We start from the raw sequence: 25147 nt of genomic DNA on the forward strand, positions 1-25147 counted from the left end.
GCTTGGGGCCCCGGCTCTCCTTCGGGAGGGCCGGGGCCCTTCGCGTGCGCCGTCAGGGGTGCGCGGGGCAGTGGACGGTCGGGTTCCAGGGGGAGAGCCTGCCGCTGGGGTTGTCCTTGTAGAGCCAAGCGTGCAGGTCGTAGTGGATCGGCATGCCCGGGTAGTGCCCGTCCATCGGCCCGTCGAAGGGCTGCCCGAACAGGGACGGGCGGTCGTCGGCGGTGCTCTTGTCCTGGTCGGCGTCGACGACGATCCACTCGACGGCTATGAGCTCGCGCTTGCCGTCGGGCGTGGCCTCGTAGAGCAGCGCGGCGGGTTTCGCCGGATCGACGGAGCCCATGTTCGCGGGGTTGATGTAGTGGTAGCCCATGCCGCCGAGGTCCGGGTCGGCGGCGCACTCGTCCGTGCGGGCGAAGCCGTCCTTGATCGCCAGCGGCTCGTACGCGTACTTGGCGGTCGCGGCGTAGACCTTGGCGAAGGCCGCCTGCCGCGGAGGCGGCGGGGGCGACGGGGCGGCCGCTCCCGCGGGCGCGGTGGACAGGGCGAGACCGGAGGCCGCCGCCAGCGTGAGGGCGGCCCGGACGGTACGGGGCAGGGACATGGAGGGGCTCCTCGCGAGGGTGTGGCGCGCTCGGGCGCCATGACCTGGGGCGGGCTGAGCCCCCGGGCCGCCGCCAGGAGCAGGATCACCCGGCGCGGGCCGCGCGGCCAGGACGCCTCGGCCATTGGACTGACCGAGAAGCGCCCGACGGGCCTGTGGATAACTTCCCGGGGTGTCGGCGCGGGCGCCTATCGTGGAGGCAGTGGTCGAGGTGCGACAGGCGGGGGCACGGCGATGAGCGGGAGCAGTGGGGTCGGTATGGCAGAGGTGGTGGAGAGCGACGCGCTGCGGACGCTCCACCGGGTGTTCGGGTACGACGCGTTCCGGGGCGAGCAAGAGTCGATCATCGAGCACGTGGTGGCGGGCGGGGACGCGGTCGTCCTCATGCCGACCGGCGGCGGGAAGTCGCTCTGCTATCAGATCCCGGCCCTGGTCAGACCCGGCACCGGTGTGGTGGTCTCACCGCTGATCGCGCTCATGCAGGACCAGGTCGACGCGCTGCGGGCTCTCGGCGTGCGCGCCGGGTTCATGAATTCGACGCAGGACTTCGACGAGCGCCGCGTCGTCGAGGCCGAGCTGCTCGCGGGCGAGCTGGACGTGCTGTATCTGGCACCGGAGCGGCTGCGCCTCGACACCACGCTCAATCTGCTCTCCCGCGCGAAGATCTCCGTCTTCGCGATCGACGAGGCGCACTGCGTGGCCCAGTGGGGCCACGACTTCCGGCCCGACTATCTGGCCCTCTCCGTCCTCGGCGAGCGCTGGCCCGACGTCCCCCGGATCGCCCTGACGGCCACGGCCACGGACGCCACGCACCGCGAGATCACCCAGCGCCTGGCCATGCCGGACGCCAAGCACTTCGTCGCCAGCTTCGACCGGCCGAACATCCAGTACCGGATCGTGCCGAAGTCCGACCCGAAGAAGCAGCTCCTCACCTTCCTGAAGGAGGAGCACGACGGCGACGCGGGCATCGTCTACTGCCTCTCGCGCAAGTCGGTGGAGCAGGTCGCCGACTTCCTCAGCGCCCACGGCGTCGAGGCCGTGCCGTACCACGCGGGCCTGGACGGCGGCACCCGCGCCCGGCACCAGTCGCGCTTCCTGCGCGAGGACGGCCTGGTCGTGGTCGCCACGATCGCCTTCGGCATGGGCATCGACAAGCCGGACGTCCGCTTCGTGGCCCACCTCGACCTGCCCAAGTCGGTGGAGGGGTACTACCAGGAAACGGGCCGGGCGGGCCGCGACGGCCTCCCCTCCACGGCCTGGATGGCCTATGGCCTCCAGGACGTCGTGCAGCAGCGCAAGCTCATCCAGTCCGGCGAGGGCGACGAGGCGTTCCGGCGTCGCTCGGCGGCCCATCTGGACGCGATGCTGGCGCTGTGCGAGACGGCCGCCTGCCGCCGCGCCCAGCTCCTGAAGTACTTCGGCCAGGACCCGGCGGCCGCCGGCTGCGGGAACTGCGACACGTGTCTGACGCCCCCGGAGACCTGGGACGGCACGGTCGCCGCGCAGAAGGTGCTCTCCACGGTGGTCCGCCTGAAGAGGGAGCGCGGCCAGAAGTTCGGCACGGGCCAGATCGTCGACATCCTGCTCGGCCGCAAGACCGCCAAGGTCATCCAGTTCGACCACGACCAGCTGTCCGTCTTCGGCATCGGCGAGGAGCTGAGCGAGGCCGAATGGCGGGGCGTGGTGCGGCAGTTGCTGGCCCAGAGCCTGATCGCCGTCGAGGGTGAGTACGGCACGCTGGTGCTGACCGAGGACAGCGCCTCGGTCCTCGGCAGACAGCGGGAGGTGCCGCTGCGCAAGGAGCCGAAGAAGCCCGCGGGCTCGGCGAGGTCCGCGCCGCGGGGCGAGCGCAAGGCCAAGGCCGCGGCGGCCGTGGCCGAGCTGCCGGAGGAGGCGGTGCCGCTCTTCGAGGCGCTGCGGGCGTGGCGGGCGGCGCAGGCGCGGGAGCAGGGCGTGCCCGCGTATGTGATCTTCCACGACGCGACGCTGCGGGAGATCGCGGTGGCCCGGCCCGGGTCCGTCGCGGAGCTCGGCGGGATCGGCGGGGTCGGCGAGAAGAAGCTGGCGACCTATGGGGAAGGGGTGCTTGAGGTGCTGGCGCAGGAGGGGGAGTAGGCCCTCGGCCCACCGGCCCCCGGTGAGTTACCCGCCCCCGGTGAGCCCACCCGCCCCTGACAATCCCACCCGCCCCCGTGCGGAGGCGGGTGGGGAAGCGGCCTCAGCGCGATGCGGCCACGCGGCCCGTCACCTCGCCCAGGCCCACCCGGGTGCCGCCCGGGCCCGGGGCCCAGGCCGAGAGGGTCACCACGTCGCCGTCCTCCAGGAACGTCCGCTTGCCGGAGGGGAGTTCAAGGGGGTCGCGACCGTTCCAGGTGAGCTCGATGAGGGAGCCGAACTGGTCGGGCGAGGGCCCGCTGACGGTGCCGGAGCCGTAGAAGTCACCGGTGCGCAGGGAGGCGCCGTTGACCGTCATGTGGGCGAGCTGCTGGGCGGCGGTCCAGTAGACGGTGGAGAAGGGCGGGTTGGAGACGACCTCGCCGTTCAGGGTGACGGTGATGCGGAGGTCGTAGCCGCCGGGCCCGTCGGACGCGGACTCGGCGGAGTCGTCCAGATAGGGCAGGAGCGGCTCGGTGCGCTCCGGCGGTGCGACCCGGGCCGCGTCCAGGGCTTCCAGGGGTGTGACCCAGGCCGAGACGGAGGTGGCGAAGGACTTGCCGAGGAACGGCCCGAGCGGCACGTACTCCCAGGCCTGGATGTCACGGGCGGACCAGTCGTTGAGGAGGCACAGGCCGAAGACGTGCTCGCGGAAGTCGGCGAGCGGTACCGGCGTGCCGAGGGTGGAGGGCGCGCCGACGACGAAGCCGACCTCCGCCTCGATGTCGAGCTTGGCGGACGGGCCGAAGACCGGGGTGGCGTCGGCGGGCGTCTTGCGCTGCCCGGTGGGGCGGACCACGTCCGTCCCGGAGACCACGACGGTGCCCGACCGGCCGTGGTAACCGATGGGCAGGTGCTTCCAGTTGGGGGTGAGCGGGGCCGGCGCGTCGGGGCGGAACATGCGGCCCAGGTTCGACGCGTGGTGCTCGGAGGCGTAGAAGTCCACGTAGTCGGCGACGTCGAAGGGCAGGTGCAGGGTGACGTCGGAGAGGGGGTGGAGCAGCGGGCGGATGGCGTCGCGGTGGGCGGGCACCGTCACCCAGGTGGTCAGGGCGCGGCGGACGTCGCTCCACGTGCGGCGGCCCGCGGCGAGCAGCGGGTTCAGGGTGGGCTGGGCGAGCAGGGACACGTAGGGCGAGCCGAGCGCGGCCGCGGCGGCCCCCGCGTCGAGGACGTACGAGCCGAGCCGGACACCGACGCGACGGCCCTCGGCGACGGGCGCGGAGCCCCCCGCCGCCCCGGCTGCGGAGCCCGCAGCGGAACCGGCCGCGGAGCCCGAAGCGGAACCGGCCGCGGGGTCGGCGGATCCGGCCGGGGAGAAGACTCCGTACGGAAGATTGTGCGGGCCGAAGGGGTCGCCCTCGGGAAGGTCGAGCGGATTCTGCTCGGACATGCGTTCCTGCCTCGCTTTCCAATCTGAGTGCCCCACACGTTACGTGGAAGCCCTGTATTCGGGCAGTGCCTAAAGAGTTAGCAATGTCCCGATAAACCACGCATGGAGTGTTCAGTTCCGGCTTAGGTTCCTCGGGGGGACGCGGACGGGGTGGGTCCGGGTCAGTGCGATGCGGACGCGTGGGGGCCCGTGACCAATTCCAGCGGTGGTGTGCCATGCACGCCCGACCGTGAAGTGCCCGGACTGATCGTTAAGTTCGGTGACTATCCACTGCACCACGGCGGTGTCGGGGCGATCCGGAGTCTCGGCCGCATCGGGGTGCCGATGTACGCGATCACGGAGGACCGGCACACGCCCGCCGCCGTGTCCCGTTATCTCACCGGAGCCTTTCCGTGGCGCACCACCGGAGCGGAGGACCCGGGATATCTGATCGACGGACTGCTGCGGATAGGGCGGCGCATCGGCAGGCCGACGGTGCTCATCCCGACCGACGAGGAAGCGGCCGTTCTCATCGCCGAGCACCAGCGCGAGCTGAGCGAAACGGACTTCGGGGGCTTCCTGTTCCCACGCGTCGACGCCGCCCTGCCGCGCCGCCTCGCCAGCAAGGAGGGGCTGCACGAGCTGTGCGTGGAGCACGGCCTCAGCTCGCCCGCATCGGCGTGCCCGCAGAGCCAGGACGACATCGAGAAGTTCGCGGCGACGGCGGCCTTCCCGGTGGTGGCGAAGAACCGCGAGGCGTTCCAGCGCCGCGAGCAGCCCGCGGTGGCCGGCACCACCCGCATCGACTCCGCCCACGGCCTGCGCGAGCTGGCCCGGGACTGGGGCGAGCGGCCCGGGGTGATCCTCCAGGAGTATCTGCCGCGCGAGCAGGCCGAGGACTGGGTGGTGCACGCCTACTTCGACGAGAATTCCGCGCCCCTCGCGCTGTTCACCGGGGTGAAGGTCCGTTCCTGGCCGCCGCACGCGGGCATGACGGCCCGCGCCTACGTCGTCGACAATCCGGAACTCGCCGACCTCGCCGCGCGTTTCATCAAAGAGATCGGCTTCACCGGCATCATCGACCTGGACCTCCGCTTCGACCGCCGCGACGGTCAGTACAAACTGCTCGACTTCAACCCGCGCATGGGCGCCCAGTTCCGTCTCTTCGAGAGCGAGACGGGCATCGACGTCGTCCGGGCCATGCATCTGCATCTGACGGGGCGCGAGGTCCCGGAGGGCGACCAGCGCGCAGGCCACCGCTATGTGGTGGAGAACATCGACCTGCCCGCCCTCATCGCCTACCGCCGCAGCGGATACCTCACGCCCCACGCCCCCGCCCGGGCCAGCGGCACGGAGTTCGCCTGGCTCGCCGCCGACGACATGAAGCCGTTCTTCACGATGCTGGCGCGCTTCATCCGACCGGGTGCGATCCATCTGTATCAGCTGTGGCGGACCAGCCGACGGGGAAGCACGGGGAAATAGGGGGACCACGGGGGAAACGGGGGCAGCACGGGGGCGAATACGGGGGCAAAAGGAACATCCACGAGGTAAGACCGTGTGCCGTGCAATGGCACGGTGCATGCGATGTCCTGGGGAGGGACTTCGTGAAGCAACCAGTAGCAGTCATCGGGGCGGGCCCCTACGGCCTGTCCACCGCAGCCCACCTCCGCGCCCGCGGCATACCGGTCCGCGTCTTCGGCGACCCCATGGTCAGCTGGCGCTCCCACATGCCCGCGGGCATGCTCCTGAAGTCGACCCCGGCCGCGTCGACCATCGACGCCCCGCAGCCGGGCCACACCCTCGCCGACTACTGCGCGGACGCGGGCATCCCGCGCCTGCTCACGGACGAGGACATCATCCCGGTCGAAACGTTCTCCCAGTACGGACAGTGGTTCCAGGAGAAGCTCGTGCCCGGCGTCGAGCGGGTGCGGGTGGTGTCCGTCGAGCGCGGCGAGCGGAGCGGCTTCGAGCTCAAGCTCGACTCGGGGGAGCAGTTCACGGCCCCCGCGGTCGTCGTCGCCAGCGGTCTGACGGGCCTCGCGCAGCTCCCGCCCGCCCTCGCCGCCGCCGTGCCCGACGGCCCCTCGCCCGCGGGCCCCCTCTCGCACAGCGCCCAGCACCACGACCTGTCGCGGTACGCGGACACCGACCTGCTCGTCGTCGGCGCGGGCCAGTCCGCCCTGGAGACGGCCGTGCTCGCCGCCGAGGCGGGCGCCCGGGTCCGGCTCGTGGCCCGCGGCAGGGGCGCCATCGGCTTCGGCGCGCCCCCGTGGCAGCAGCCCAGGCTGCGCCCGGAGTCGCCCTTCGGCCGCGCCTGGACGCTGTACGCGCTGAGCTACCACGCCGATCAGTACCGCCATCTCCCGCCCGGGACCCGGCACTTCCTCACCCGCCGCGTGCTCGGCCCGCTCGGCGCCTGGTGGCTGCGCGAGCGCTTCCAGGACCAGGTCGACGCGCGCGAGATGCGGCGCGTGGTGCGGGCCGAGACCCACGACGGCCGGCCCGTCCTGACGGTGGAGTCGCTCGGCGGCCGCACCCGGGAGCTCACCGCCGACCACGTCATCGCCGCCACGGGCTACCGCGTCGACCTCGCCGCCCTGAGCTTCCTCGGGCACGGGTTGCGTGCCCGCATGGCCGTTAGCCGCGGTACGCCCCGGCTCGGCGACGGCTATGCCTCCTCGGTCCCGGGGCTCTACTTCACGGGCATGCTGGCCGGGTCGTCGTACGGGCCGGTGATGCGGTTCGTGTGCGGCACGGAGTACGCGTCGCCGCGTTTGGCTCGGCATCTGGCGGCGGCTTACGGCTGAGCGCCGGGCCGGGCATCGCGGTGCCGCCGGTGTCGTCTGCGGGTTCGTTGTGGCTGGTCGCGCAGTTCCCCGCGCCCCTTAAGGGGCGCTGTCGCCGGGAACCACCGGCATCGGGGCGGGGTCGGCGGCGCGCATGCGCTCCGGGGTCCAGTAGTCCCCGGCCGGGGCCGGATCGTGCTTGACGTGCTCGCTGCTCACGGTGTCCGACTCTGCCGCCGTCCCGTCCGCGGCCGACGCCTGCCAGGCGAGGCCCGCGGTGAGGAGCGCGAGGGCGGTCGCGGTGGCGAGGGCGAGCTTGCGGTTCTGCGGGAGGGCCATGTCGTTCCTTGTCTCGGTGTTCGGTGTCTCGGTGTTCGGTCCTGGCGTTTCGATACTCCTGTGACGTCGCCGGGCGCCCGGAGGTTCCGTCACCTGCGAAGGCTCGGGCGGAGCGGGCGCGGTCCGCGGCCAAGGCGCCGCGTTCACAAGCGAGTTCGGCAAGCGGGCTCGCGGGGGTGCGCGCGGGCTTCCGGTGGCGGCACGGGGCGCCCGGGACGGACGGCGGGCCGCGGGGCGAACCGGCGCCCGCGTCGCCGCGGCCGCCGCACGGCCCGCCTCGTTCCGGTGAACCAGGAGCGAGCGGTCACGCCCGGCGCGTCCCTGCGCCCCCGGCGCGTACAAGCAGGGGACGTTGCCCGCGCGACCAGGTGTATGCCGGGAGTGCGCCGGGCGCACCCAAAGCGTCACAGGTCCTGTCACACGGCTTACCGGCCGGGCTCAGATCCGTATTCTTCGGATCATGGCCGCTCCCCTCGCATATTCCCTCATCGCTACTGACCTGGACGGAACGCTGCTGCGCGGCGACGACACGGTCTCCGACCGCTCCCGCCGGGCGCTGGCCGCCGCGTGCGAGGGCGGAGCGCGGCACCTCGTCGTCACCGGACGCCCCGCGCCCCGCGTGCGCCCGCTCTTCGACGACCTCGGGTACGGCGGACTCGCCGTGTGCGGACAGGGCGCGCAGCTGTACGACGCCGGGGCTGACCGCATGGTGTGGTCGGTGACCCTGGACCGGGAGCTGGCCGAGGTGGCGCTCGGCAAGATCGAGGCGGAGGTCGGCCAGGTCTTCGCGGCGGTCGACCAGGACGGGGCCGAGGGTCTGACCCTGATCGAGCCCGGGTACGAGATGCCGCACCCGACCCTGCCCGCGATGCGGGTCCCCGGCCGTGCGGTGCTGTGGGAGGAGCCGATCAGCAAGGTGCTCCTGCGGCACCCCACGCTGGCGGACGACGAGTTGGCGGCGGTCGCCCGGGGAGTCGTCGGGTCGCTCGCCACGGTGACGATGTCCGGGCCCGGCACGGTGGAGCTCCAGCCCTGCGGGGTCACCAAGGCGACGGGCCTCGCCCTCGCGGCGGAGCGGCTCGGGCTGCGGGCGGCCGACACGGTCGCCTTCGGTGACATGCCGAACGACATCCCCATGTTCGCCTGGGCGGCGCACGGCGTTGCGATGGCCAACGCCCACCACGAACTCAAGGCGGTGGCGGACGAATTGACGCTGTCCAACGAGGAGGACGGGATCGCCGTCGTCCTGGAGCGGATGCTGGGCGCCGATGGCCGGAAAGCGGTGGGTGGCGCGCGGCGCACGTGAGGGTACCCGGAAGGGTGCTGTGCGGCCGTCGGCCCGCTCGGCGCGGTCCGGTGGCGCGGCCTGGGACGGGCCGTGTCACCGGGGTGTGGCGACGGCCGTACGGAGGGCGATCGGCATGTGGGGCGCTTCGCCCGCCAGGTGGTAAATCGGTCATTTCCTGTCTATCGGGCAGGCTGGCCCCCTCTGGTCGGGCAGGCGCTGGCTGTGATCGAAAGGCGACCGGATACGCTGACTTGAGTGATGGCAGCGACACATCGACAAACCGTGTCATCGACGAATGATCGACCGAGTGATCGACTTGTGATCGTCAGCAGACAGGAGAACCCCTCGTGACCGTCGTCGGGCCCTTCGGGCTGAGCGTGCGGGACCAGGCTCTCGAAGCCGATGTCCAGGCTGGATTGACGGCTGTCGAGGAGGGCCTGCTCGAGGCCACCAAGAGCGAAGTGCCCTTCATCACCGAGGCGGCGCAGCACCTCGTGCGCGCGGGGGGCAAACGTTTTCGGCCACTCCTGGTGATGCTGGCGGCCCAGTTCGGAGACCCGTACGCGCCCGGCATCGTGCCCTCCGCCGTGGTCGTGGAGCTGACGCACCTCGCGACGCTCTACCACGACGACGTGATGGACGAGGCCGAGGTCCGCCGTGGCGTGCCCAGCGCCAACCAGCGCTGGGGCAACTCCGTGGCGGTCCTGACCGGCGACTTCCTGTTCGCGCGCGCCTCGCACATCCTGGCCGACCTCGGCCCCGAGGCCGTCCGCATCCAGGCGGAGGCCTTCGAACGGCTCGTCACCGGGCAGATCCTGGAGACGGCGGGGCCGCGCGACGGGCGCGATCCGGTCGAGCACTATCTGGACGTCATCGGCGGCAAGACCGGCTCGCTGATCGCCGTGGCGGGCCGCTTCGGCGCGATGATGTCCGGGGCCGACGAGACGGTCGTGGACGTCCTGACGCAGTACGGGGAGCGGCTCGGGGTCGCCTTCCAGCTCGCGGACGACGTGCTCGACATCGCCTCCGACTCCACCGAGTCCGGCAAGACGCCCGGCACGGACCTGCGCGAGGGCATTCCCACGCTGCCGGTCCTCCGGCTGCGGGAGCGGGTGGAGCGGCTGGGGCTCGCGGAGGACATCGCCCTGAGCGAGCTGCTCGACTCCGACCTGACGGATGACGCCCGGCACGCCGAGGCGCTCTCGCTGCTGCGGGCCCATCCCGCGCTCGAGCAGGCCCGGCGGGACACCGTGCGGTACGCGCAGGAGGCGCGGGCCACGCTGGCCCCGCTGCCGGAGGGCGATGCCAAGGCCGCCCTCGTCGAGCTCTGTGACCTGGTGGTGCACCGGGCGGGGTGATCCCCGGGCCTTCCGCCCCTGTGGCGCGTGTCACACCAATTGGCTGAGCCTGGATTGAGTCCAGGCTCGGATCCGTTCCGTATTCATGCCCGGAAGCCGACGCAGGGGGCGTTGGCCACGGAACGGGGAGATGTCACGTCATGGGCGCTGTCACCACATCTGCGAAGAACCGTCGTCGGGCGCTGCTCGCCTCCGGGGTCACGGTGGCCACCGTCGGCGCCCTGGCCGCGGCCGTGCTTCCGGCGACGGCCGCGACCGTGACCGCGGCGACCGGGGACGTCACCAGCACCGGTGCCGCTGTCCTCGTGGCGAGCCTGAACGGCGCCAACGAGGTGCCCGTGTCCGGCGGCCCCGCCGTCGGCGACAAGGACGGCGCCGCGCTCCAGTTCGTCCGGATCAAGGGCGACAGGGTCACCGTCACCGCCACGTGGCGCGGTACGGCCAGGCCCACCGCCCTCCACATCCACCAGGGTGGGAAGGGAACGAACGGCGGCGTCAAGGTCGACTTCACCGGGCTCCTGGCCGACGCCGAGCGCCGGCGGGTCACCGGCACGGTCACGGTGCGCGACGCGGCCCTGCTCAAGCGCCTGAAGACGAAGCCGACCGCCTTCTACGCCAACCTGCACACCGCCCAGTTCCCCGGTGGAGCCGTCCGGGGCCAGCTCCACCGGGTCACCGCCGGTGCCGCCCGCGGCTTCCAGGCCTCGGTCGTCAAGGGCGAGCAGATCTACCAGTGCGCCAAGGGCCCGGACGGGAGGTTCGCCTTCGCCCAGCGCGACGTGCGCGCGACGCTCGCCGGCCGCATCGCGCACGACTTCGTCGCCCCGAACTCCGGTACGCCGCGCTGGCGCGCCCCGGACCGCAGCGCCGTCACCGGCAAGCTGATCTCCAAGACGCCGAACGGCGCGCGGAACATCCCCGAACTGGACCTCAAGGCCAAGCAGGCGGGGCGGCACAGCGGCCTCTTCGCGAGGACCGTCGAGATCCTGCGCCTGAACACGGTGGGCGGCGTCCAGCCCGCGGGCGCGTGCAGGCCGGGCGCGATCGTCTCCGTGCCGTACGGGGCGGACTACGTGTTCGTCCAGCGCTGACCCCTTGAACCACAGCGCTGGCTCCTTGGATCCGCAGCGCTGACCCCTTGAACCACTGTGCGGACGACCGGCCCGGCAGACCCCCGGCGGGCCGGTCGTCACCTCCAGGGCGGCGCTTCCCCTTACGGGACGGGGGAGGCGCCGCCCGTTTTTGTCATCCCGTAGCAGTACGCGGAGTTGCTCCCGGGGTCTGACGCTTCCCGCTGGCCGATTTGGTCGGATGGAGACAGTCGAAAGGCGAACACTGACCACCACTCCTGACCAATTCGGGTGAGAATGGCGGCGCGGGGTGGACGAGCGCGTGTACGAAACGGAAAGCCGCCGCCGACCACGGAGGTAAGGCACACAATGGCACCGTACGAACCGGAGCAGGGCACGACCGACGCCGAGGAGCTGAGCGCGGGCCGCCGCAAGGCGGCGCGCTACCTCGTCCCGGTCGCGGTGGCGGGGGTGGCGGCCGCGACCATCGGGCTGGTCCCGGCGCTCGCGTCGGGCGGCGACCCGGACCTGCCGAAGCTGACCGCGCAGGAACTCATCGAGAAGATCGCCGCGTCGGACACCGAGCAGCTGTCCGGCACCGTGAAGATCAACACGGATCTGGGCCTGCCGTCGTTCGGCGGCGGCGGGGCCTTCGCGCCGGGCGGCGCGGGCGGCGGCGGGGACGAGGACGGCGAGGGCTCGGCCGCCGACCCGGCGGCCAAGCTGATGGAGCTGGCGTCCGGCTCGCACACGCTGCGCGTCGCGGCGGACGGCCCCGACAAGCAGAAGCTCTCCGTCCTGGACGACGCCGCCGAGTACAGCGTGATCCACAACGGCGACGACGTATGGGCGTACGACAGCGCGTCGAACGAGGCGTACCACGCGAAGGACACCGGCAGGGCGGGCGACGGGTCCGGCGCGAAGGGCGACCTGCCGAAGGACGTCCCGACGACGCCCAAGGAGTTCGCGCGGGAGGCCCTGAAGGCGGCCGACAAGACGACGTCGGTGAAGGTCGACGGCAGCGCGAAGGTCGCGGGCCGTGACGCGTACCGCCTGGTGCTCAAGCCGAAGGACGCCGGCACCACGGTCGGCCAGATCACCATCGCGGTCGACGCGAAGACGGGTACGCCGCTGAAGTTCACGCTCACCCCGGCGAGCGGCGGCGCGGCGGTCGTCGACGTCGGCTTCACGAAGGTCGACTTCGCCAAGCCGTCCGCGTCCACCTTCGACTTCAAGCCCGCCAAGGGCACGAAGGTCACCGAGGAGGACGGCAAGGCGGGCAAGCGCGGGGCAGGCGACTTCAAGGGCGCGGAGCCCGAGGTCAACGTCATCGGCGAGGGCTGGACGTCCGTCGCCGAGCTGAAGCTGCCCGGCGGCCAGGGCCTGCCCACGTCCGGCTCCGCCGACGTCCCGGCGGACGCCCAGCGGTTCCTCGACTCGCTCGGCGACAAGGTCAGCGGCGACTTCGGCTCGGGCACGGTCTTCAAGACCCGCCTGATCAACGCCCTGATCACGGACGACGGCAAGGTGTACGTGGGCGCGGTGACGAAGGACGCCCTGGTGAAGGCGGCCAACCGCTGAGCGTGGACCTGTGACGGACGACCGGGCGGCGGACCGGGGGGCGACACCCCCCGGTCCGCCGCGGCGGTGCCCGGCCCCTGACCGCACCGGCGGCGCCGGGACCAGCACGACCACCGGCCGTCGGCCGGACGACAGGAGGAGACGGGTGCCGAGCACCGAAGGGGACCCGCGCGGCGGCGCACGCGGCGACAGCGCTCACGGCGACAGCGCTCACGGCGACAGCGTGATCGAGACCTCCGCGCTGACGAAGCGCTACGGCAAGCACCTCGCCGTGGACCGGCTGAGCCTCGTCGTGCCCCGCGGCAGCGTCTTCGGTTTCCTCGGGCCCAACGGCTCGGGCAAGACCACGACCATCCGCATGCTGATGGGCCTGATCGAGCCGACGGCGGGCCGGGCCTCGGTGCTCGGCCGCCCCATGCCGCGCGCGCAGCGCACCGTGCTCCCGCGCGTGGGCGCGCTCATCGAGGGCCCCGCCCTCTACGGCTTCCTCTCCGGCCGCGAGAACCTCCGCCGGTACGACGCCGCCGACCCGACGGCGGACCCCCGCACCCGCAGCGCCCGCGCGGAGGCCGCGCTCGACCGGGTCGGCCTGACCGCCGCCGCGGGCAAGAAGGCCAAGGCGTACTCGCTCGGCATGAAGCAGCGCCTTGGCCTGGCCACGGCGCTGCTCCAGCCGCGCGAGCTGCTCGTGCTCGACGAGCCGACGAACGGCCTCGACCCGCAGGGCATGCGGGAGATCCGCTCCCTGGTGCGGGAGCTGGCGTCCGAGGGCACGACGGTCTTCCTCTCCTCGCACCTGCTCGACGAGATCGAGCAGGTGTGCACGCACGCGGCGGTGATGGCGCAGGGCCGTCTGCTCACCCAGGGCCCGGTGGCGGAGCTCGCCGCGGGCGCGCGGGGGCGGCTCGTCGTGACGACGCCGGACACCGCGGACGCCGCCCGGGTCCTGAAGGAGCACGGCGTCGCGGACGTCGTCGTCGAGGAGGACCGGGTGACGGGCGAGCCGCCGGGCCCGGACCGGGTTCCGGACCTCGCCGAGCTGACCGCGGCCCTGGTCGGTGCGGGCGTCCGCGTCCGCGGCTTCGGTGTCGAACGGGCCTCCTTGGAGGACGCGTTCGTGGCGCTGACGGGAGAGGGATTCGATGTCGCGGGCTGAAGTGACACCAGAGACCGGCGTGACCGGCGAGAGCCGTGGAGGCAAGGCGGGCGGCGAGCCGCGCACGCCGAGCCCCCTGTGGAGCCTCGGCCTGTTCCGCAGCGAGCTGTCCGTGACGTTCCGGCGCTGGCGCACCCTCGCGCTGCTCGCCGTCCTGGCCGCCGTGCCGATTCTCGTGGGCATCGCGGTGAAGATCGAGACGAGCGACGGCGGTTCGGTCGGCGCGGGCGGCCCGGACGGCGAGGGCCCCGCGTTCATCGCGCAGGTCACCAACAACGGCCTGTTCCTCGTCTTCACGGCGCTCGCCGCGACGCTGCCGTTCTTCCTGCCGATGGCGGTCGGCGTCGTCGCGGGCGACGCGATCGCGGGCGAGGCCAGCGCGGGCACGCTGCGCTATCTGCTCGTCGCGCCCGCGGGCCGCACCCGGCTGCTGCTCGCCAAGTACGCGACCACGCTGGCCTTCTGCGTGGTCGCGACCCTGGTCGTGGCCGCGTCGGCCCTCGCGGTCGGCGCCCTGCTCTTCCCACTGGGGGAGGTCACGACGATCTCCGGGACACGCATCAGCTTCACCGACGGGCTGCTGCGCGCGCTGCTCATCGCGCTCGTCGTCGCCGCCTCACTGATCGGCGTGGCGGCGCTCGGGCTCTTCGTGTCGACGCTGACGAGCAGCGGGATCGCCGCGATGGCGACGACGGTGGGACTGCTCATCACCGTGCAGATCGTCGATCAGATCCCGCAGCTGCACGCCGTCCACCCGTACTTGTTCCCGCACTACTGGCTGTCCTTCGCCGACCTCATGCGCGACCCCGTCTACTGGGACGACCTGGTGCGGAACCTGGGCCTCCAGGCGCTGTACGCGGGCGTGTTCGGCTCGGCGGCGTGGGCGCGGTTCGGGGCGAAGGACATCGCGAGCTGACGGCGGCCGGTCACTGGGTGTCGTACGGGTAGCGCGCCGGCGGCGGCTCCTGGGCGAAGAACGTCTTGGCGCGGGCCAGCGCCTCGGTGTCGTCGAGCACCTGTCCGGGCCGGGTGCCGTTGCCGAGCAGGACGCCGCCGAAGCGCATCGGGAAGTACGCGGCCGAGTAGCGCAACGTGCCGATCAGCGGCTCCGCGACCTCCTCCTCGCGGTGCGCGAGCGCGGTCACGCCCCACAGGGCGCGGCCCTTCATGGCGTCCTGGAAGCCGAGCTCCGGGACCTCCAGCCAGGCGTCCCAGTAGTCGAGGTAGCGCTTGACGGAGGCCGAGACCGAGTACCAGTACAGCGGGGACACGATGACGATGTCCGTGGCGTCGAGGGTGGCCTGAAGGAGCAGCGCCTCGTTGTCGCCGACGGGCAGCGGGCGGGCGCGGTTCCCCGACGCGTGGTGCCGCAGGTCCTCGAAGTCGGGGAGCGGGTGCTCCGCGAGGCTGAGCCAGCGCTGTTCGACGTCCGGGGGGAGCTGCTCGGCGGCCGCGCGGGCCAGGGTCTCGGAGTTGCCCTCGGGGCGGGCGCTGCCGAGGACGAACAGGAACTTCCGGGTCATGGTGCCCCCTGGGCGGTACGGCGAATCCTTGCGCGTGCACTATATGCACGCGCAAGGATCTCCGTCCAGGGGTGATCATCCCTGGGGGGCCAGGGGTGACCAGGGGTGACCAGGGGTGACCCGCCCCTGCTGGGGACTACTGCGACAGGCCCCACACCGCGTACGCGACGGCGTCGCTGTTGCGGTCGAGCGCCGTGTTGTTGATGTTCGCCGTGGTGTCGCACGACGAGTGGTAGCAGCGGTCGAAGGCCTGGCCGGCCGTGCCGCCCCACTTCTGGGCCTGGGCCGAGGTCTTGGCGGTGCTCGCGCCGGTGAAGACGCCGCCGACCGGGACGCCCGCGTTCTTGAACGGGGTGTGGTCGGAGCGGCCGTCGCCCTCGCGCTCCGGCTCGGTGCCGATGTTCAGGCCCGCGTAGTAGTTCTTGAAGGTGCGCTCGATGGTCGGGTCGTCGTCGTAGACGAAGTAGCCGGGGTTCGGCGAGCCGATCATGTCGAAGTTCAGATAGCCCTTGATCTTCGTGCGCTCGGCGGCGGGCAGGTTCCGCACGTGGTACGAGGAGCCGACGAGCCCCAGCTCCTCGGCGCCCCACCAGGCGAACCGCAGGTGCTTGGTGGGCTTGTACTGCTCACGGGACACGGCGAGGGCCGTCTCCAGGACGGCCGCCGAGCCCGAGCCGTTGTCGTTGATGCCCGCGCCGCGGCTGACGCTGTCGAGGTGCGAGCCCGACATGACGACCTGGTTGGGGTCGCCGCCGGGCCAGTCGGCGATCAGGTTGTAGCCGGTCCGCCCGCTGGACGTGAACTGCTGGACGGTCGTGGTGTATCCGGCGGCGTCCAGCTTGCCCTTGATGTAGTCGAGCGAGGCCTTGTAGCCCGCGCTGCCGTGCGCGCGGTTGCCGCCGTTGGCGGAGGCGATGGACTGCAGCTGCGAGAGGTGGGCCTTGACGTTGGCCACGGGGATGTCGGGGGCGGCGGCGCGCGTCGGCGCCGTGGTCCCGGTGGCCGCGGTGGATATCGCGCTGGTCGTCAGGAGCGCGGCGACGGCGATGGCCGCCGCCGTCGCGCCGCGTCCGGGTACGGAGAGTCTCATGTGGGGGGCTCCGGCTTCTGTGTGGTGAACCCCGGGTGGATTCCCGGGGCGCACATCCCGAGTTGAATTTCGAATGAGCCTGGAGTGCCCGATGGTGGAGGCGTGTTGAGTTCACGTCAAGAGCGGGATCCGGACGCGTAGTTCCGCATTCCGTGCGCTGTTCGGGGCGTGCGGCGGGAGCCTCGGCGGTGGAACCGGTGTCAGGACGCAGGGCGGCCGTCAGGGCCGTACGTACACCACCCAGCCGGACGAGTACGTATCCGGAACCGGCACCCGGGTCCAGGAGCGGGCCCATGCCGGTGGCGGTGCCGACCGCATGACCAGGGCGTCCGGCTGTCGATCGGCCCCGTGGGGCAAGGGCTCGCAGTCCGCCGCGTACGCGAGCGGAATCACGGAGGTGTTGCCGCCGAGGCGACAGGGCGCCCGTACGCCCTGCTCGTGCAGGACGTCGGCGACGCGCGCCCAGTCGCGCCTCGCGGACTCCTGGATGTGGTGATTGGAGGAGACCATGGTCAACTGCACGGTCAGATGGGCCGCCAGGACCAGGACGAGCGCGCCCGCGGCGAGCGCCCGCCGCCGCGTGCGCCGCCGCACCGCCCGGACCACCGCGAGCACCCCGAAGGCGGCGGGCACCGACAGGAGCGCGTGCGTGGGCAGCAGGAACCTCGGCGCGGTGTACGGCACGACGAGCACGTACGGCAGCGCGACCGAGACCCCGATGGCCACGGCGAGCAGGCCCCCGGTGGCCGTGCGCCGCAGCCCGCGCACCGACCAGAGGCCGAGCGGCACGAGGACGGCGAGCAGGAGCCACCACTCCAGGGCGATCGGCCGCACCCCGTCGCCGGAGCACGGGCGGCAGAGCAGCGGCCCGTCGATGACGGTGAACAGGTGCAGCGCGGAGTCGGTGAGCCGCAGGCCGCCCTGGACTTCGCTCGCGGCGTTGAGCCGTTCGCGCACGCCACCGAAGCGAACGTGCGCCTCGACGGCCCAGGGCAGGAAGCCCGCCGCGAAGCCGGTGAGGGCCGCGGCCGCGCGGGCGCCCGAGCGCCACCTCGGCACCAGGGCCGTGGCGAGCAGCAGTGGTCCGGCGACGGCCGCCCCGTCGTTGGGCCGCATGAGGGTGGCGAGGGCGAGGCCGCCCGCGACGCCCGCGCAGGTGCGCGCGGTGGGGCGGCGGTGCAGGAAGAGGCCGACCGCGCCGGTGGCACCCATGGCGGTGTAGTGGTTCGGCATCGCGGCGTTCGCGTAGAACAGGGCGATCCACAGGCTGCCGTACAGGCCCGCGGCCACCGGTGCGGCCTCCGGGCGGTCCGGCGCGGCCCGCACCCAGGGGCGGAAGCCGAGGTAGAGGGCGGCGCTCGCGAGGAGCGTCAGCCAGGCGCGCAGCAGGACGGCCGAGTCGCTCCAGGTGGCGACGGGCGCGAGGAGCAGTGGCACGCCCCGGGTGCGCGGCGCGCTGAAGGGCACCCCGGCGCCGGGGCCCGCGAAGGGGCCGAAGCGGCTCGCGTAGACCAGCTCGTCCCAGCCGAGCCGCAGGCCGAGCGGTACGAGGACGAGCGAGGTGAGGGCGAACAGCGCGCAGACGGCGAGCAGGAGCCGGTGGGCACGCTGTTCGCGGTCGCGACGCGCGGAGCGCCGTGCTTCCTGTTTCCTCAAGTCGAGCGCCACTCGACAACCGTAAGGAATGCGGGCATTCCGGCGGGAGTGCGCCCGCCGCCGGGCGTGGCTCGCGCTGGCGTGAACGCGGCGCCGCCCCCCGGCCGTCAGGAGACCGGGCCGAAGACCTCCACCTCGTGCTCGGCGTAGACCCGGAAGACCGTGTCGGCCATGGCGGACGTCGCGCCGCCCGGGGTGAGGACGCGCAGGTCGTCGGTCGTGGCGAAGGACAGCAGCCAGGCCCGCAGCCACGGCGCGTGCTCGATCGGCGTGGCCGCGCGGATCCTGGCCTCGGCGGTGGCGTAGGCCTCGGCGGTGACGTGTCGCGTGATGACCGGGAACAACTCACGCTCCTCGGCGGCGATGTGCCGTACGAGGGCCGTGCGCTGCGCGGCGAGGGCGTCGGCGAGACGGTGGGCGTGCCGCTCGGGGTCCTCGCCGAACAGCGTGGCCGCCCAGTCGCAGGCGTCCTGCAGCGGGTCGAGGGCCGTGTGGTCCTCGGTCAGCGAGGCGAGGTCGGCGACGCCCTCGGGGGAGAGGCCCTCGACGAAGGAGCCGTCCGTCAGGGCCTGTTCGACGGCGGCCGCGATCACCGGCCACAGGATGGCGTCCTCGTTGTCGTGGTGGTGCCGGACGCCGACGTTGTAGCGGTGCACGTACGCGGCGATCGAGCGGGCCCACGCGCCGGACACCGGGCGGCCGGACGCGGCGATGTCCTCGACCAGCGCGCTCAGCCGCTCGATGTCGCCGGTGAGCGCGCGGTGGGCGAGGCGGATGCCGGTCAGGTCGGGTGCGGAGGCCAGGGTGCGGTTGGTCATGGGGAGACTGTGGAGGGGACCGGTACAGAACCGGTCAACGGCCGTTAAACGGCGGCGCGCTCGGCGGGCGGCTGGTGGCGCGGCTCACACGTGGAGCTACGCGGTCCGGGGCCGCCCGCCCGTCCAGGATGGGCGCATGCACATAGGTATCGCCCTTCCGCAGTACGGCACCCATGCCCGGGCGGAGTCCATCGCCCCGTTCGCCCGGGACGCGGAGGCCGCCGGGTTCGACTCGCTGTGGGTCGGGGACCGCTCGCTCACGCCGGTCGCGCCCAGCGATCTGTACCCGGGCCACACGCCGGAGAACCCCTACCCGGCCGAGTACAAGACCTTCATGGACCCCCTGACGGTCCTCACCGTCGCCGCCGCCGCGACCGGCCGGGTACGGCTCGGCACCAGCACCCTCAACGCCCCCTGGTACCCGCCGCTGCTGCTCGCCCGCTCCCTGACCACGCTCGACCGCGTCAGCGGCGGCCGTCTCGACGTGGGGCTCGGCATCGGCTGGCTGCGCGACGAGTACACGGCCGTGAACGCGGACTTCGGCAAGCGCGGGGCGCGTCTCGACGAGATCCTGGACGTCTTCGCGGGCATGTGGACCGAGGAGACCTTCGAGCACGAGGGGCCGCACTGGCGGATTCCCCGCTCCTACGTGGGCCTGCGGCCCGTCCGGCAGGCCGGTCCTCCGGTGTACCTGGGCGGCTTCAGCCCCGCCGCGATGGCGCGCGTCGGCCGGCGCGCCGCGGGCTGGGTCGGGGTCACGCTGCCGCCGGAGGCCCTCGCGGGGCTGTGGGCCGTCGCGCGCCGCGCCGCGGAGGACGCCGGGCGCGACCCCGACGCGCTCCGCCGCGAGCTTCGCCACAACCCCAAGCCGGGGGCTTCGGCGGAGGAGATCGCGGGGGTGCTGCGCGGGGTCCGGGGGGCCGGGGTCGAGGGGTGTTTCGTGGATCTTCAGCAGTGCGTACGGGGGCCTGAGGAGGCGCTTGAACTGGGCTCCCGGGTACTGACCCTGGTCCGGGCGGGCTAACCCGCGCCCCAGCCCGCGCGGGGCGCTGCGCTCGGGGGCCTTGTGCCAGGCCCGGGCCGGGTGCCCGGCGGGCGGGCCCACGCTGAGCCCCGGCAGACGGCTGGGCGGCGCCCGGGCGCTGTGCCCACCCGTCCCGCCCTGCGGGACGATTGCCCACAGCGGGGGGCACCGTGCCCCGTGCGGACTCACCCACTGGCCTTCGCCCGGGCACGTGCGGGCGCCGCCCGCCGGCCACCCCGGCTTCGCACCCCCGCCCACCCGCCCCGGCAAAGGGTGTCGGCTGACCACTCACCCGCAGCGCTACGCGTCGGGGCCCGCCGTGGCGAAGCTGCTCGGTACGGGTGGGCGGGTGGGGGAGTACCGCCGCGGTAGCGGCGGGAGCGTGGGGCGTCAGCCGCAGCGCTACGCGTCGGGGCCCGGCCCGGCGGAGGCGCGTGGCGGGAGGGCGGCCGTGTCAGGGGCCGAAGCGGTGGCGGTAGGCCGTGGGGGTCAGGCCCGTGGCCCGCCGCAGGCGCACCCGGAGGTTGGCCGCGGAGCCGAGCCCACTGCGCCGCGCCACCACGTCGAGCCGTTCCTCCCCGCGCTCGATGAGCCGGCACGCGAGCCCCACCCGCTCCCCGTTCAGCCAGGCCAAGGGCGTCGTACCCAACTGCGCCCGGAACCGCCGGTGCAGCGTGGCGGGGCTGACGGCGGCCCGCGCGGCGAGCCCCGCCACCGTGAGGGGCTCGCCGAGCCGCTCCTGCGCCCAGGCGAGCAGCGGCGCGAGCGACTCGTCGGGGACGTCGGGGACGGGCCGTTCCACGAACTGCCGCTGCCCGCCGTCCCGGTGGGCGGCGAAGACCAGCCGCCGCGACACGGACACGGCCACCTCCGCGCCGAAGTCGCGGCGCACGATGTGCAGGCCGAGGTCGAGCGCGGCGGCGCTGCCCGCGGCGGTGAGGATGTCGCCGTCGTCGACGAAGAGGACGTCCGGTTCGAGGCGGACGGCGGGGAAGCGGGCCCGGAAGTCGTCGGCCCACTGCCAGTGCGCGGTGGCGCGGCGCCCGTCGAGCACCCCCGCCTCGGCGAGCGTGAACGCCCCGCTGCAGAAGCCGACGAGCCGGGCCCCGCGCGCGTGCGCGCGCCGTACGGCGTCCAGGACGGCGGGACGGCGCGGCACCTCGGTGTCGGGCCGGTTGGGCACGATCAGCGTGTCGGCGGTGTCGGCGGCCTCGATCCCGGCCACCCCGGTGAGCGTGAAGAAGCCGTCGCGCATGAGGGTGCGCGGCTCGGGCGAGCACAGCGCGAAGTCGTACAGGGCGGGCCGCTCACGGCCGAGTTCGGGCCGCTGGAGGCCGAAGACCTCGGTGACGCAGCCGAGTTCGAAGGGATTGGAGTTCTCGTCGACGATGACGACGACCCGATGCGGCCGCCCCACCGCGGGCGCCGAGGGCCCCGCCCCGGCCCCGCCCACGCCCTCCTGAGAGTTTCCTTGCGCCATATGCGATTTCTAGCACTCGTGACCGCCCGAGCCAAGGGCCACCATGGCCTCATGACCATCGAAACCGCAGTTCAGAGGCGTATGCCGATCGCTCTCGACCAGGCTTTCGCCTCCTTCGACGAGCACTGGAGCCCCCGCGTCGTCACGCACGTCAACGACTACGACGTACGCGTCACCAAGGTCGAGGGCGAGCATGTGTGGCACGTGCACGACGACACCGACGAGTTCTTCCTCGTCCTCGACGGCGAGCTGGAGATCGGCCTGCGCGAGCCGTCGGGGGAGCGCACGGTGACCCTGCCGAAGGGGTCGGTCTTCACCGTCCCGCGCGGCACCGAACACAAGCCGACCGCGCGCCCCGGCACCCGGATCCTGCTCTTCGAGCCCACGGGCACGCTGACGGTCGGGGACCGCCACGACGAGGTCCCCGACCACGTGGACGTCACCACGGGCCACGCCCTCAAGGCCTAGGCCGCGAGCCCCGGGGCGCCCTCACTGCACGCAGAACTCGTTGCCCTCGGGGTCCGTCATCACCACCCACGCGCCGCCCGCGGCCTCCACCCGCCGCTGCACGGCCGCGCCGAGGCCCTGAAGCCGGGCGACCTCGTCGTCGCGGGTGCCGGGCGCGGCGTGCACGTCGACGTGCAGCCGGTTCTTGCCGGACTTGGGCTCCGGCACCCGCTGGAAGAGCAGGCGGCGGCCGAGCCCCGTCCCGCTGTCCTGCTCGTACGGGTCGTCGGGGTGCCGTACGGCGATGAGGTCGCGGAAGGCGCGGCGGCCGCGGAACTCCACGGTCTCGGCCTCGGGCAGGGCGCCGACGCCGAGCAGCCGCTCGATGAGGGCGTCGTTGTCCTCCACCGCGTAGCCGAGCGCCTCGGCCCAGAAGGCGGCCTGGGCGTGCGGGTCCCGCGCGTCGATGACGAGCTTCCAGTGCAAGGTCATGCGATCCAGTTAAGCGCGAGGGCTAGGCTCCGGACCTGCTTCCGCCGCCGCGCGGGTGTCGTACGCGGACCGCGCCGCCGCGATCTCGTTCTGGTGCTCCTCGGTCCAGCTCACCAGGGACTGGATGGTGTGGTGCAGGGTGCCGCCGAGCGGCGTCAGCTCGTACTCGACGCGGGGCGGCACCACCGGGTGCACCGTGCGGTGGACCAGGCCGTCGCGCTCCAGCTGACGCAGGGTGACGGTGAGCATCCGCTGGCTGATGCCGTCGATCTCGCGCCGCAGCTCGGTGAAGCGCAGCCGCCGCCGGTCCAGGAGCGCGATCACCAGGAGCGACCACTTGTCGGCGATCCGGTCGAGGATCTGCCGCACCTGGCAGTCCTCGCGGGTGTCCCACTGGAAGGGGTCGGCGTCCCCGTAGTCCAGCCCGTTCCCGTACTCCTCGGTGTCGCCGCGGGGCACGGTGCTTCCCGAGTTACTCGGTGACTTCAAAGTGCCTTCTTCCATGCCTGTCGATGCTGCCGCACGCTGTCCGTGGTTACAAGAAGGAACCGGCCATCAGTTGGGTAACCAACGGGTTGAATCGAGGAGTCACCATGGGCGCCCGCGCTTGGGCACTGCTGCTCGTCCTCTGCGGCACGATCTTCCTGGAGGGCGCCGACATCGCGATGCTCGCGATAGCGATCCCCACGATCAGGTCGGACCTGGACCTGTCGACGGCCACCGCGGCCTGGGTGATCAGTTCCTACGTCCTCGGCTACGCGGGCTTCACACTGCTCGGCGGCCGGGCGGCCGACCTGCTCGGCAGGCGGCGGATGTTCCTCACCTGGCTCGGCGTCTTCCTGGTCTTCTCCGGGCTCGGCGGCCTCGCGACCGAGGGCTGGATGCTGATCGTGGCGCGGTTCGTGACCGGCGTGGCCGCGGCGTTCATGACGCCCGCCGCCATGTCGATCATCACCACCTCGTACGCGGAGGGGCCCGAGCGCAACAAGGCGCTGCTGGTGTTCGCGGGCACGTCGGCGGGCGGCTTCTCGCTCGGCCTGGTCATCGGCGGGCTGCTCACCGAACTCGGCTGGCAGTGGGTGTTCTTCGCGCCGGTCCTCTTCGCCGCTGCGATCCTCTTCGCCGCCGTCCGGCTCGTCCCCGCGTCCGACGCGCCCGCGGTGAAGGTGTCGGCGACGCTGCGCTCCGGCGGCTTCGACCTGCCGGGCGCGGCCGCGGCCGCGGGCGCCATGCTGCTGCTCGCCTACGCCGTCGTACGGCTCGAACACGGTCTTGACGGCTGGCCGTCGACCCTCGGCGCGGCCCTCGCCGGACTGCTGCTCGGCGCGGCCTTCGTCGCCGTCGAGCGCCGCGCGGCCGTACCGCTCGTGCGCCTCGGCATCTTCCGTACGGGCTCCGTGGTGCGGGCCGGGCTCGGCGCGATGCTGTTCCTCGGCGCCTTCATGGGCTTCCAGTTCGTGCTCACGCTGTACTTGCAGGAGCTGCGCGGCTGGTCGTCGTGGCAGACGGCGATCGCCCTCGTCGTGATGGGCTGCGACGTGGTGCTCGCGCCGACCCTCACGCCCCGCCTGGTGAACCGCTACGGCCACGCCCGGGTGATCCTCGGCGGCTTCCTGCTCGCGGCCCTCGCGTACGCGCTGTTCCTGCCGGTCGGCATGGACTGGACGTACGCGGCGATGTTCCCCACGCTCCTCATCGCGGGCACGGCCTTCGCCCTCGCGTACGGGCCGCTGATGATCGCGGCGACGGACGGCGTCGCCGCGCGGGAGCAGGGCCTCGCGGGCGGAATCCTGCACACCGCCACGCAGTTCGGAGCGGCGATCGGAGTATCGGGTGTGACGGCGGTGTACGGGCTCGCCGCCGGGGGCCACGGCGGCGCGGACGGCGCCGAGCACTCCCTCGCCGCCTTCCGCGCGGCGCTCACGGTGCCGGTGGCCCTCGCCCTGGTGGGCGTGGCCGTCGCCGTCGCCGGGGTGGTGCGCGGTGCGCGGGCGGGTCAGCCCGCGGCCCTGAGCGAAGGGCCGGACGCCGCTCTGCCCGCGACCAGCGAGGCGCGGTGACCGCTCGGGGTGACCCCCCGGATCCGCTTGAAGGCGTCGCTGAAGCCGAACCCGTCGGCGTACCCGACACGGCCCGCCACGGACGCCACCGTCGCACCCGGCTCGGCGAGCAGCTCGGCGGCGAGCGTCATGCGCCACTCGGTGAGGTACGCCATCGGCGGCCTGCCGACGAGGTCGGTGAAGTTGCGGGCGAAGGCCGCGCGCGAGACCTGGGCGCGCGCGGCGAGCGCCGCCACCGTCCAGGCCCTGCCCGGCTCCTCGTGCATGGCGCGCAGGGCCGGGCCGACCACGTCGTCGCCGAGCGCCCGGTACCAGGCGGGCGGGCAGGACTCGGGCAGGTCGAACCACTCGCGCAGGGTGCAGGCGAGCAGCCAGTCGAGCATCCGGTCCATCACGTACTGGCGCCCCGGCCGGTCGGCCGCCACCTCGTCCGCGATCAGCTCGATGATCGTCAGGCACTCCTCGCCGCCCGGCACCACGAGCAGCGGCGGCAGCGCGCTGAGCAGCCGCCGCCCGCCGTTGCCGTCCCACTGGTAGGTGCCGGTGACCAGCTCGGTCTCCGCTCCGTCCGCGGCGGCGACGGCGAACGGGCCCGAGGTGCGGACCGCGGCGCAGCCCGCCCTCAGGGCGCGCGTCCCGTCCGGCCCGGTGACGTGGGCCTGCCCGCGCAACACCATGACCAGGGTCAGCGCCGCCGCCGCTTCCGTCCGCTCCGGCTCCCGCGCCCCGCGCAGCACCGTACGACCGAACAGCGCGCCGTCCGCGCGGATGCCGCGCAGCAGATCCCCCAGAGCGTCCATGCCCCCACCGTAGACGGCCCTGTGGAGCGGCAAGACGGATGCCTATGGGGCC

At 73.1% G+C, this 25147-nt stretch carries 23 protein-coding genes; 12 read left to right on the plus strand and 11 right to left on the minus strand.

Annotation, left to right across the window (positions count from 1 at the left end; all coding sequences use genetic code 11):
• Positions 1-52: 52 nt before the first annotated feature.
• Positions 53-601, minus strand: coding sequence for a hypothetical protein (locus tag CP982_RS24765; RefSeq protein WP_150512525.1), 549 nt, complete (start codon positions 599-601; stop codon positions 53-55).
• 258 nt (positions 602-859) lie between these two features.
• Here CP982_RS24765 and recQ point away from each other — a divergent pair, with 258 nt between their 5' ends.
• Positions 860-2716 carry a DNA helicase RecQ gene (recQ, locus tag CP982_RS24770; RefSeq protein WP_372503407.1) on the plus strand — a complete coding sequence of 619 codons (1857 nt, stop codon included), beginning with the start codon at positions 860-862 and terminating at the stop codon, positions 2714-2716.
• A 103-nt stretch (positions 2717-2819) separates the two neighbouring features.
• On the opposite strand, the gene fahA is transcribed toward recQ, so the two are convergent.
• The gene (gene fahA, locus CP982_RS24775) at positions 2820-4148 is read right to left on the minus strand and encodes a fumarylacetoacetase (RefSeq protein ID WP_150512527.1); all 1329 of its coding nucleotides are present in this window, start codon (positions 4146-4148) and stop codon (positions 2820-2822) included.
• A 210-nt stretch (positions 4149-4358) separates the two neighbouring features.
• Between fahA and CP982_RS24780 the strand changes: the two genes are divergently transcribed.
• Together CP982_RS24780 and CP982_RS24785 are read left to right on the plus strand one after the other, a co-directional pair.
• Positions 4359-5609: a carboxylate--amine ligase gene (locus tag CP982_RS24780; RefSeq protein WP_150515690.1), complete on the plus strand. Its 1251-nt coding sequence runs from the start codon at positions 4359-4361 to the stop codon at positions 5607-5609.
• 122 nt (positions 5610-5731) lie between these two features.
• A complete protein-coding gene (locus CP982_RS24785; protein WP_150512528.1) occupies positions 5732-6934 on the plus strand; it encodes an FAD-dependent oxidoreductase in 1203 nt (400 codons plus the stop codon).
• Between the two features lie 78 nt (positions 6935-7012).
• Here CP982_RS24785 and CP982_RS24790 read toward each other — a convergent pair whose 3' ends face one another.
• Positions 7013-7252: a hypothetical protein gene (locus CP982_RS24790; RefSeq protein WP_150512529.1), complete on the minus strand. Its 240-nt coding sequence runs from the start codon at positions 7250-7252 to the stop codon at positions 7013-7015.
• 460 nt (positions 7253-7712) lie between these two features.
• Between CP982_RS24790 and CP982_RS24795 the strand changes: the two genes are divergently transcribed.
• The 6 genes from CP982_RS24795 (at position 7713) to CP982_RS24820 (ending at position 14621) form a co-directional block, all read left to right on the plus strand.
• Positions 7713-8558 carry an HAD family hydrolase gene (locus tag CP982_RS24795; RefSeq protein WP_150512530.1) on the plus strand — a complete coding sequence of 282 codons (846 nt, stop codon included), beginning with the start codon at positions 7713-7715 and terminating at the stop codon, positions 8556-8558.
• 329 nt (positions 8559-8887) lie between these two features.
• Entirely contained in the window at positions 8888-9898 is a 1011-nt protein-coding gene (locus tag CP982_RS24800) for a polyprenyl synthetase family protein (RefSeq protein WP_150512531.1), read from the plus strand.
• 140 nt (positions 9899-10038) lie between these two features.
• Positions 10039-10989 (plus strand): CHRD domain-containing protein, encoded by a 951-nt coding sequence (locus CP982_RS24805; RefSeq protein WP_150512532.1) that lies wholly within the window; start codon positions 10039-10041, stop codon positions 10987-10989.
• A gap of 348 nt (positions 10990-11337) precedes the next feature.
• The gene (locus CP982_RS24810; protein ID WP_150512533.1) at positions 11338-12549 is read left to right on the plus strand and encodes a LolA family protein; all 1212 of its coding nucleotides are present in this window, start codon (positions 11338-11340) and stop codon (positions 12547-12549) included.
• A 223-nt stretch (positions 12550-12772) separates the two neighbouring features.
• A complete protein-coding gene (locus CP982_RS24815) occupies positions 12773-13705 on the plus strand; it encodes an ABC transporter ATP-binding protein (protein ID WP_150515692.1) in 933 nt (310 codons plus the stop codon).
• Entirely contained in the window at positions 13692-14621 is a 930-nt protein-coding gene (locus CP982_RS24820; protein ID WP_229879047.1) for an ABC transporter permease, read from the plus strand. The genes CP982_RS24815 and CP982_RS24820 overlap by 14 nt, the downstream gene beginning before the upstream one ends.
• 10 nt (positions 14622-14631) lie before the next feature.
• On the opposite strand, the gene CP982_RS24825 is transcribed toward CP982_RS24820, so the two are convergent.
• From CP982_RS24825 to CP982_RS24840, 4 genes are all read right to left on the minus strand, one after another.
• On the minus strand, positions 14632-15228 hold the full coding sequence (locus CP982_RS24825) for a flavodoxin family protein (RefSeq protein ID WP_150512534.1): 597 nt from the start codon (positions 15226-15228) through the stop codon (positions 14632-14634).
• A gap of 136 nt (positions 15229-15364) precedes the next feature.
• Entirely contained in the window at positions 15365-16318 is a 954-nt protein-coding gene (locus CP982_RS24830; protein WP_150512535.1) for a M28 family metallopeptidase, read from the minus strand.
• Between the two features lie 219 nt (positions 16319-16537).
• Positions 16538-17986, minus strand: coding sequence for a hypothetical protein (locus tag CP982_RS24835; RefSeq protein ID WP_229879048.1), 1449 nt, complete (start codon positions 17984-17986; stop codon positions 16538-16540).
• Between the two features lie 95 nt (positions 17987-18081).
• Positions 18082-18792 (minus strand): hemerythrin domain-containing protein, encoded by a 711-nt coding sequence (locus tag CP982_RS24840; protein ID WP_150512536.1) that lies wholly within the window; start codon positions 18790-18792, stop codon positions 18082-18084.
• Between the two features lie 136 nt (positions 18793-18928).
• Here CP982_RS24840 and CP982_RS24845 point away from each other — a divergent pair, with 136 nt between their 5' ends.
• On the plus strand, positions 18929-19816 hold the full coding sequence (locus tag CP982_RS24845; RefSeq protein WP_150512537.1) for a TIGR03619 family F420-dependent LLM class oxidoreductase: 888 nt from the start codon (positions 18929-18931) through the stop codon (positions 19814-19816).
• Positions 19817-20270: 454 nt separating this feature from the next.
• On the opposite strand, the gene CP982_RS24850 is transcribed toward CP982_RS24845, so the two are convergent.
• The gene (locus CP982_RS24850) at positions 20271-21296 is read right to left on the minus strand and encodes a helix-turn-helix domain-containing protein (protein ID WP_221515894.1); all 1026 of its coding nucleotides are present in this window, start codon (positions 21294-21296) and stop codon (positions 20271-20273) included.
• A 51-nt stretch (positions 21297-21347) separates the two neighbouring features.
• Between CP982_RS24850 and CP982_RS24855 the strand changes: the two genes are divergently transcribed.
• Entirely contained in the window at positions 21348-21764 is a 417-nt protein-coding gene (locus tag CP982_RS24855) for a cupin domain-containing protein (RefSeq protein WP_150512538.1), read from the plus strand.
• A gap of 21 nt (positions 21765-21785) precedes the next feature.
• Here the strand turns inward: CP982_RS24855 and CP982_RS24860 are convergent, their stop codons facing one another.
• Positions 21786-22235, minus strand: coding sequence for a VOC family protein (locus CP982_RS24860; RefSeq protein WP_150512539.1), 450 nt, complete (start codon positions 22233-22235; stop codon positions 21786-21788).
• 9 nt (positions 22236-22244) lie between these two features.
• Complete coding sequence (locus CP982_RS24865) at positions 22245-22739, minus strand: winged helix-turn-helix transcriptional regulator (protein ID WP_150512540.1); 495 nt, start codon at positions 22737-22739, stop codon at positions 22245-22247.
• An 89-nt stretch (positions 22740-22828) separates the two neighbouring features.
• Here CP982_RS24865 and CP982_RS24870 point away from each other — a divergent pair, with 89 nt between their 5' ends.
• Complete coding sequence (locus CP982_RS24870) at positions 22829-24295, plus strand: MFS transporter (protein WP_150512541.1); 1467 nt, start codon at positions 22829-22831, stop codon at positions 24293-24295.
• Here the strand turns inward: CP982_RS24870 and CP982_RS24875 are convergent.
• A complete protein-coding gene (locus tag CP982_RS24875) occupies positions 24232-25095 on the minus strand; it encodes an AraC family transcriptional regulator (RefSeq protein WP_150512542.1) in 864 nt (287 codons plus the stop codon). The two genes, CP982_RS24870 and CP982_RS24875, sit on opposite strands and share 64 nt — an antisense overlap.
• Positions 25096-25147: the final 52 nt, after the last annotated feature.

Origin of the sequence: Streptomyces spectabilis, assembly GCF_008704795.1 — a bacterium.
GTDB classification, from domain to species: Bacteria; Actinomycetota; Actinomycetes; order Streptomycetales; family Streptomycetaceae; genus Streptomyces; species Streptomyces spectabilis.